Origin of the sequence: Nostoc sp. FACHB-152, from assembly GCF_014697475.1 — a bacterium.
Lineage (GTDB): Bacteria > Cyanobacteriota > Cyanobacteriia > Cyanobacteriales > Nostocaceae > Nostoc_B.
Genome location: NZ_JACJRV010000149.1, coordinates 1 through 7,211 on the forward strand (window position 1 = coordinate 1; position 7,211 = coordinate 7,211).

General features: G+C 41.4%; 6 protein-coding genes. 4 read left to right on the forward strand and 2 right to left on the reverse strand.

Going from position 1 to position 7,211, the window contains the following annotated elements; all coding sequences use genetic code 11:
- Positions 1-235 precede the first annotated feature (235 nt).
- Positions 236-1,708, forward strand: a complete 1,473-nt coding sequence (locus H6G76_RS35605) for a TldD/PmbA family protein (RefSeq protein WP_190710901.1) — start codon at positions 236-238, stop codon at positions 1,706-1,708.
- Positions 1,709-1,807: 99 nt separating this feature from the next.
- A complete protein-coding gene (locus H6G76_RS35610) occupies positions 1,808-3,148 on the forward strand; it encodes a TldD/PmbA family protein (RefSeq protein ID WP_190710902.1) in 1,341 nt (446 codons plus the stop codon).
- Between the two features lie 124 nt (positions 3,149-3,272).
- Here H6G76_RS35610 and H6G76_RS35615 read toward each other — a convergent pair whose 3' ends face one another.
- Positions 3,273-3,809 carry a P-loop NTPase family protein gene (locus H6G76_RS35615; protein WP_190710903.1) on the reverse strand — a complete coding sequence of 179 codons (537 nt, stop codon included), beginning with the start codon at positions 3,807-3,809 and terminating at the stop codon, positions 3,273-3,275.
- Between the two features lie 456 nt (positions 3,810-4,265).
- Between H6G76_RS35615 and H6G76_RS35620 the strand changes: the two genes are divergently transcribed.
- Together H6G76_RS35620 and rph are read left to right on the forward strand one after the other, a co-directional pair.
- Positions 4,266-4,823 (forward strand): nucleoside monophosphate kinase, encoded by a 558-nt coding sequence (locus tag H6G76_RS35620; protein ID WP_190710904.1) that lies wholly within the window; start codon positions 4,266-4,268, stop codon positions 4,821-4,823.
- Positions 4,824-4,988: 165 nt separating this feature from the next.
- Complete coding sequence (gene rph, locus H6G76_RS35625) at positions 4,989-5,729, forward strand: ribonuclease PH (RefSeq protein WP_190710905.1); 741 nt, start codon at positions 4,989-4,991, stop codon at positions 5,727-5,729.
- A gap of 2 nt (positions 5,730-5,731) precedes the next feature.
- On the opposite strand, the gene H6G76_RS35630 is transcribed toward rph, so the two are convergent.
- Positions 5,732-6,952, reverse strand: coding sequence for a HAMP domain-containing sensor histidine kinase (locus H6G76_RS35630; protein ID WP_190710906.1), 1,221 nt, complete (start codon positions 6,950-6,952; stop codon positions 5,732-5,734).
- Positions 6,953-7,211 lie beyond the last annotated feature (259 nt).

The following is a 7,211-nucleotide window of genomic DNA, read 5'->3' on the forward strand; positions in this document are numbered from 1 at the left end:
CGACTTAGATGTAGTAGCTTTTGGCTAACGATCGCAATCCAACTGTTTAAACCCGAATCTTTGCTCATGACCCGCTTGGTGTCACGGTGGTTTATCTTAACTATCTGATTCTTCAAAAAACCTGCCCTTGAAAGCTGCTCCTCTGCCCCCCTGCACTTCGGTAAATTTGCTAGAGTTAACACACTAGGATTTTTCAGTTAAATCCCTGAAATTCGGCCAGCAGACGAGGCTACCCATGCTTACAAGTACTCTACTTCTCTCGAACCAACTACCAACTTTACAATATTCATCCACAACAGAACGATTCGATGAAACTTGGGAAGCCCCCCTGGCTACCCTTTTGGGACTAGGACGTGCCGCAGGTGCCGACTTCATCGAATTGTTCTTAGAACGCCGTAACTACATCAGTTGTTTGGCAGAAGATGATGCTATCACCAGTATTTCGCCCAGTTTGGCTACAGGTGCAGGAGTCAGAGTATTTCGCGGCAAAGCTGACTGCTATGTCAGTACAAACGACCTTTCATTTTCCGGGTTGAAAGCAGCTTTAGAAAAAGGACTTTCTATTTTAGGCTTACAGCTACCCGCGCCTTATTCCTTCATTCCAGAAACCAACCTGGAATTATTGCGAGACTACGCCACAAAAAGAGGCAAAGATGGCTGGTTAGGGCTTTGTAGTTCTATCCGTGAAATGGGCGAAGTTCTTTTGGATGGTACTGCTACTCTCAACCAAAAAGCCAGCCATGTGCAATCACGCCGCGCCACTTATTTCCGAGACTGGCAAGAAGTATTAGTCGCATCTAGCGATGGAACCTTTGCCCGTGACATCCGCCTCACCCAGTCTGTAGGCTTTAACTTGTTGTGTGCTGATGGTGCAAATCGTGCATCCATTGGTGAACGCGCTGGAAATACCAGCGATGCTAACTTCTTGAGAACTTGGGATTATACCCAAGCCGCCGAGCAAATAGCCGAATCTGCTGGCAAGATGCTATATGCAGATTACGTTGAATCTGGTAATTACCCCATCATCATGGCGAATCACTTTGGCGGGGTAATCTTCCACGAAGCCTGCGGACACCTGCTAGAAACCACCCAAATTGAGCGTAATACTACCCCATTTGCCGATAAAAAAGGCGAAAAAATCGCTCACGAAAGTTTAACAGCTTGGGATGAAGGGCGATCAGACAATGCCTTCGGTACAATTGACATGGATGACGAAGGTATGCCTGCACAAAGAACATTATTAATTGAAAAAGGCATTCTCAAAAACTTCTTAGCAGATAGAGCCGGTTCTTGGCGTACAGGACACCCCAGAACAGGTAGTGGCCGCCGTCAAAATTATACCTATGCTGCTGCCAGTCGGATGCGTAACACATATATTGCAACTGGTGAATACACCAATGAAGATTTATTTGCCTCCATTGATAAAGGCATTTACTGTAAAAAAATGGGTGGCGGTAGTGTTGGTGCTACAGGACAATTTAACTTCAGTGTTGATGAAGCTTACTTAATTGAAAATGGCAAAATTACTAAGCCATTAAAAGGAGCAATTTTGATTGGTGAAGCTAAGGAAATTATGAATAAAATTTCCATGTGTTCCCAAGATTTAGAATTAGCACCAGGTTTCTGCGGTTCTGTCAGTGGCAGCATTTACACCACAGTGGGTCAACCACACATTAAAGTTGATTCCATAACTGTAGGTGGTCGCTAATTATCCATAATCTAAAACCACAGATGCACAAAGATAAACAGGTAAAACATCTGCGTGCATCGATGATTATTTTAAAATCAAAAAAATCTAAAATTGAGTATGCCAACTATCAACGATATTGCAACTTATGCCAAGGAAAATGCTGATAAACTTGGCATCAAAAAATTTGACATTTATGGCTCAACTATCGACGAAACTAGTGTACAAGTAGATCAGGGTGAGCCAAAACAAGTTAAAGCTTCCAATCGCTCTGGTGTTACTGTGCGTGTTTGGAATGAACAAAACACAATTGGTGTCACCAGCACTACAGATGTAGACGCTAAAGGATTAGAATTAGCACTCAAAACTGCTTACGAAGCTAGTTTTTTTGGTGTCAAGGAAAATGTCCCTGATTTTAGTCCAGAAGCGACTGTTATTATTCCTAATACACCTCATGATAAAGCCCCCCAAGCTCCAGTTTCAGAACTGATAGAAAAATTAGTGGGAGCAGAAAAAGAATTACTGTCGGCTCATCCAGCAATTAAAGGTGTGCCTTATAACGGCTTGGCGCAAAGAGATATTGACAGATTTTATCTCAATAGTGATGGCGCAGTCAGAAAAGAATCCCACTCGATCGCATCAGTTTATCTGTACAGTAAAACTGAAGAAGAAGGTAAAAAACCTCGCAGTGGGAATGGTTTTAGAATTAGCTACAGTGTTGATAATCTCGACATTAATGGTTGCATCAAAGAAGCCGCAGACAAAACTATCAGCCACTTAAATTACCAAAAAATTAAGTCTGGTAAATATTTAGTTGTTTTCTCTCCAGATGCTTTTTTAAGTTTGTTGAGTGCTTTTTCTAATTTGTTCAACGCTCAAAGCATTTTAGATAAACAAAGCCTGTCTACTCCAGATGATTTAGGTAAACAAATAGCTTCTCCCTTATTATCTGTTTACGATGATGCGCTACATCCGGCTAATGTTGGTGCAGAAACCTTTGATGGTGAAGGAACACCAACCCGTCAGGTAAAGTTGATTGAAAATGGTGTATTAACAGGCTTTTTACACAGTGCTGGTACTGCTAAAAGATTAAACGCTCAACCTACGGGTAATGCAAGTATTGGAGCTAAAGTTAGCGTTAGTCCAAATTTTTATCATGTATTTGCAGCAGCAACTCCTGAGCAGGAATTCAGTTTAGAAACTGCGGAAAATGTCATTTTAATTGATGATTTACAAGCTTTACACGCTGGCGTGAAAGCTTTACAAGGCTCATTTTCTCTGCCTTTTGACGGTTGGTTAATTAACAAAGGTGAAAAGACAAGTATTGAGTCAGCAACAGTTGCGGGTGATTTCTTACAAGTTCTCAAGTCGATTGTTTATTTAGAAAAAGAAGTCGAATTAACCCCTGGGGGTGTTGCTCCTAGAGTGTGGGTGGAAGGCCTTTCAATTACTGGAGAATAAAGATATAGCCATCCTACTTTAAGTTGTAAAATTTGAGATGCTCAGATCCCCGGCTTTTTTAAAAAGTCGAGGATCTTGATGTTCACAAAAACGTAACTAGAAACTCGTGAACAGAGCATTTTGTTTAGGGTCGATGACTGCGGCGAATTTCTGTGATCTGGTCTGCTACATCTAAAAGGGATTGTGGCATTTCTGGCCCTGTAAGAATGATATCGATCTGAGGCGGACGTTTTGCCAGAAAAGCTAGCACATCAACTTCGGGAATTAAACCAAATTTGATGGCTAAACTTAATTCATCTAAAACTACAAGGTCATACTTACCCTCGTAAACTACATTTTGAGTATGTTGCCATAATTTTTGTAAAGCTTGGTTTTCTGCTTCGTCCAATTGTGGTGTATCGATACAGCGAGGCAAATCACAGCGAATCCAGTCAAGATTTTGTCCTAACTGAATAGGTTTGTCGTATCCTTGACCAATACCACCTTTGAGGAATTGTACTACTAACACTGATGTACCTTGACCAGCAATTCTCAAAGCTTGAGCCATAACGCTGGTAAAAAAGTTACGGTGAGAACTAGTGAAAACTTGCACTAATCCTTCTACTGGATGTGGTAAGGTGAGTGTCGAATTCGTGCTTGGGGATTCTAACTGGGCAACCATAAGAAAAATTTAGAAAATTACAAAAAAATAAACAAGTTCTGCTGAGAGTTGTTGCAAATCTATCTATATGATTAACCTGATTTTGACAAGTGTGTTCTGGGAATAGAGGGAGTAGGGAGTGGGGGAAATGTACTTTTTCTCATTCTTCATAGGTGGCTGATTACGAGTGCGGGTTGCTTTTAACAAAGACTAGGTTTGTCCTGATGTAAGCCATTCATGAAAAATGCTTACAAATGAATATTCCCTACTCACTACTCTCCACTCCCTACTCCCTATTCTCAAGTCAAGGTTTACAGATTAGATATTGACATTTTCGTTTTTTGGATGAAACTAGTCGCAACATGATTGCAAAATTTGGGCATAAAAAATGAAAATAGCCGAAGGTTATCTCGACTATGTATTTGGGCAAAACACAGAAGAATGTTGTGAATTTTATCAGATGAGGAGTGAAAAAAAGTGAAATTAGTGATTCTGGGAGGTTCAGGATCAGGTAAAAGCACTCAAGCGCAAAGGCTATGCAGACACTTTGATATACCTCAGATTTCTACAGGTGAAATTTTACGGGAAGCGATCGCTAACTATAGCGAACTAGGTCGTCATGTACAACCCTACGTGGCTAGAGGTGAGTTAGTCCCGGATGAAATGATGATTGAACTAATTCGGCTGCGACTAAAAAAGCCTGATGTCGGTTGTGGTTGGATTTTGGAAGGTTATCCCCGCACAGCCTTTCAATGCGAAGAACTAGATTTTTTATTGGATAATTTGGGGCAGAAGTTAGACTGGGCAATTTATTTACAAGTACCTCAAGCTGTTATGGTCAGCCGTTCTCTAGGGCGTTCTCTACCAGATGATCAACCAGAAATCGTCCAACGCCGAGTGGAAATATTTTATGATCGCACTGTCCCCATCTTAGAATACTATGACCGTCGCCGCCGCCTGCTGACAATCAACGGAGATCAAATAGCAGAAATGGTAGAGCAAAATATCCTCAACCTACTTTTAAGTTCTGAGTGAATTATCATGTGTCAAAAAGCTAAAAAACAAAATTTCATACTTCATACTAGTGGCATAGTAAGCCCTGACGCTCCTACGTCGCTACCGCTAAAAGCTTCTAAACGCTTCATACTTTATTCGTGACCTGAAAGCAGTATTCTAGAGGAAAACTTTGAGGCAAATCCAATGGTATGGCAGCGTCCCGATGGCAGACAATCTTACGAACTCCGTCCTATAAGCTTTCAATCTAGCTTTACTCGCTTTGCACCTGGTTCAGTTTTGGCGAGATGCGGTGATACTCAGGTACTTTGTAATGTTAGTGTGACTGAGGGAGTACCAAGATTTTTAGCTGGAAGTGGCAAAGGTTGGTTAACTGCTGAGTACCGAATGTTACCCGCCGCAACACAGCAGCGTCAAGAACGAGAATGGTTGAAACTGTCTGGTAGGACTCAAGAAATTCAACGTTTAATCGGACGCAGCTTAAGGGCAACAATAGATTTTGAGGCGTTAGGAGAACGCACGTTGACTGTTGATGCGGATGTTTTACAGGCAGATGCAGGAACCAGAACCACAGCAATTACAGGTGGTTTTGTGGCTGTGGCTCAGGCAATTTCACAATTATTGCAGAGGGGAGTGTTAGAGCGATCGCCTTTATGTGGACAAGTAGCGGCTGTTTCTGTGGGTTTATTGCAAGGAGAGCCATATTTAGATTTAAACTACCCAGAAGACGTAGCAGCTACAGTAGATTTCAACGTAGTGATGGATCACCGCTTGGGAATTATTGAAGTTCAAGGAACAGCCGAAGAAGGTAGCTTTACCCGTACTCAGTTAAATCAATTGCTAGATTTTGCCGAAAAAGGTATTCAACAATTGCTAATTGCTCAACGCGAAGCGATCACAGACTGGGAAAGTTTATATCAAGTATAGTTTTAGATTTTCGCATTTTCTTCTTTGTTTTCATTGGCGATCGCTTCTAATGGCAAAAACACTGTAAATGTTGATCCCTTCCCTAATTGTGAAGACACTTTGATTTCACCATCCAATAACTCAACTAATCGTGAAACAATGGCTAATCCTAAACCTGTGCCATCAGAACCTTGTACTTCTTGCTTAGTTACAGCACGAAAATAAGGCTTAAAGATTTGCGTTTGAGCTTCTGGAGCAATGCCAATACCAGTATCGCTCACTAAAATAGCCCACTTTTGCTCAGATTCTTTCCAACACTCCAAACTGACAGTACCAAATTCTGTGTACCGAATTGCATTGCTGAGTAGATTTGTGATAATTTGCTGAACTCGAAGCGGATCTGTAATCACCTGTTCAGGAGCGCAACTATAATCAACAACTAAGGATAATTCTTTACTACGTGCTAGTGGCTCAATTATCTCAACAACTGAATTAATTAACTTCCGTACATTAGATACAGTTGGTTGTAATTTCATGCTGCCCGCATCGTAGCGCGAAATATCTAAAGTATCATTAATTAAGCGTAGAATCAGCCTTCCGCTACTAAGAACTCGCTCTATACTTTCGAGATTGGCATATGTATCTTTAACCTCTGCTTGTTGACGCTGCTGACGGAGAAATAAGTCTGCGTAACCAATAATTGAAGTTAAAGGTGTTTTCAATTCATGAGCTAAATGAGAAAGGCTATCTTTACTGGCACGAACTAAACGAGTTAACTCTTGATTTGTCAGGCGCAACTGGCTTTGAAGTTGTTCAAGCTCTTGTAATCGTCCATACGTATAGCTGTTAAAACAACGAGCGATCGCTTCATCAATCACTGTATCAATTAAGCGCACAGCCCGCAGCATTTCTTTTGGAGTTCCCTTCAATAAATCTTCTTCTAAAAAGGAGAAAATCACAAATCGAAGTAGCCGATATTCTCGCGCAATCTCTGCTGGCTCGAATCCTTGTTCTGCACGCAGCATACCGTGTTCTAAACTAGCATCTACTACTGTCTGCAAATCGCTCTTTTCAGATTCCGAAAGTACGGTTGCTAATGCTTGTAACACACGGGGCAAGCTATCTCGTACAGCTTTAAAAGTAAGCTCTTTAGTAGCTTCAATCTCTTCATCTTGATAGACTGCTACTACCCACTGATCGACAATAGCATCACTTTTATCAATTAGAGTTTGGCTAAAATCCATCTTTTACTGATACTCAACCAAAGACATTAAGCGCGAATTTCCCTCCGCTAGAGTTAGCTTAATATGTTGAATGAGGCGATCGCACCTTACAAAAGATGGAGGTTCGTCAAAAGCAAAACAAGAGCCTATTCTAGTTAACTAGAATAGGCTTTTGTGTAAAAAAAAGACCTGGCGCCGAGCAATTGTGGCAGGAGGCGACCCTCCAACTATCGTAGCCGCAGCAGCGTTTCACCTCTGAGTTCGGGAAGGAGTCAGTGTG

Bases quoted from the DNA above. Each gene is read 5' to 3' on its own strand.
- H6G76_RS35605 (WP_190710901.1), top strand. From the start codon at position 236: ATGCTTACAAGTACTCTACTTCTCTCGAACCAACTACCAACTTTACAA.
- H6G76_RS35610 (WP_190710902.1), top strand. From the start codon at position 1,808: ATGCCAACTATCAACGATATTGCAACTTATGCCAAGGAAAATGCTGAT.
- H6G76_RS35615 (WP_190710903.1), bottom strand. From the start codon at position 3,809: ATGGTTGCCCAGTTAGAATCCCCAAGCACGAATTCGACACTCACCTTA.
- rph (WP_190710905.1), top strand. From the start codon at position 4,989: ATGGTATGGCAGCGTCCCGATGGCAGACAATCTTACGAACTCCGTCCT.
- H6G76_RS35630 (WP_190710906.1), bottom strand. From the start codon at position 6,952: ATGGATTTTAGCCAAACTCTAATTGATAAAAGTGATGCTATTGTCGAT.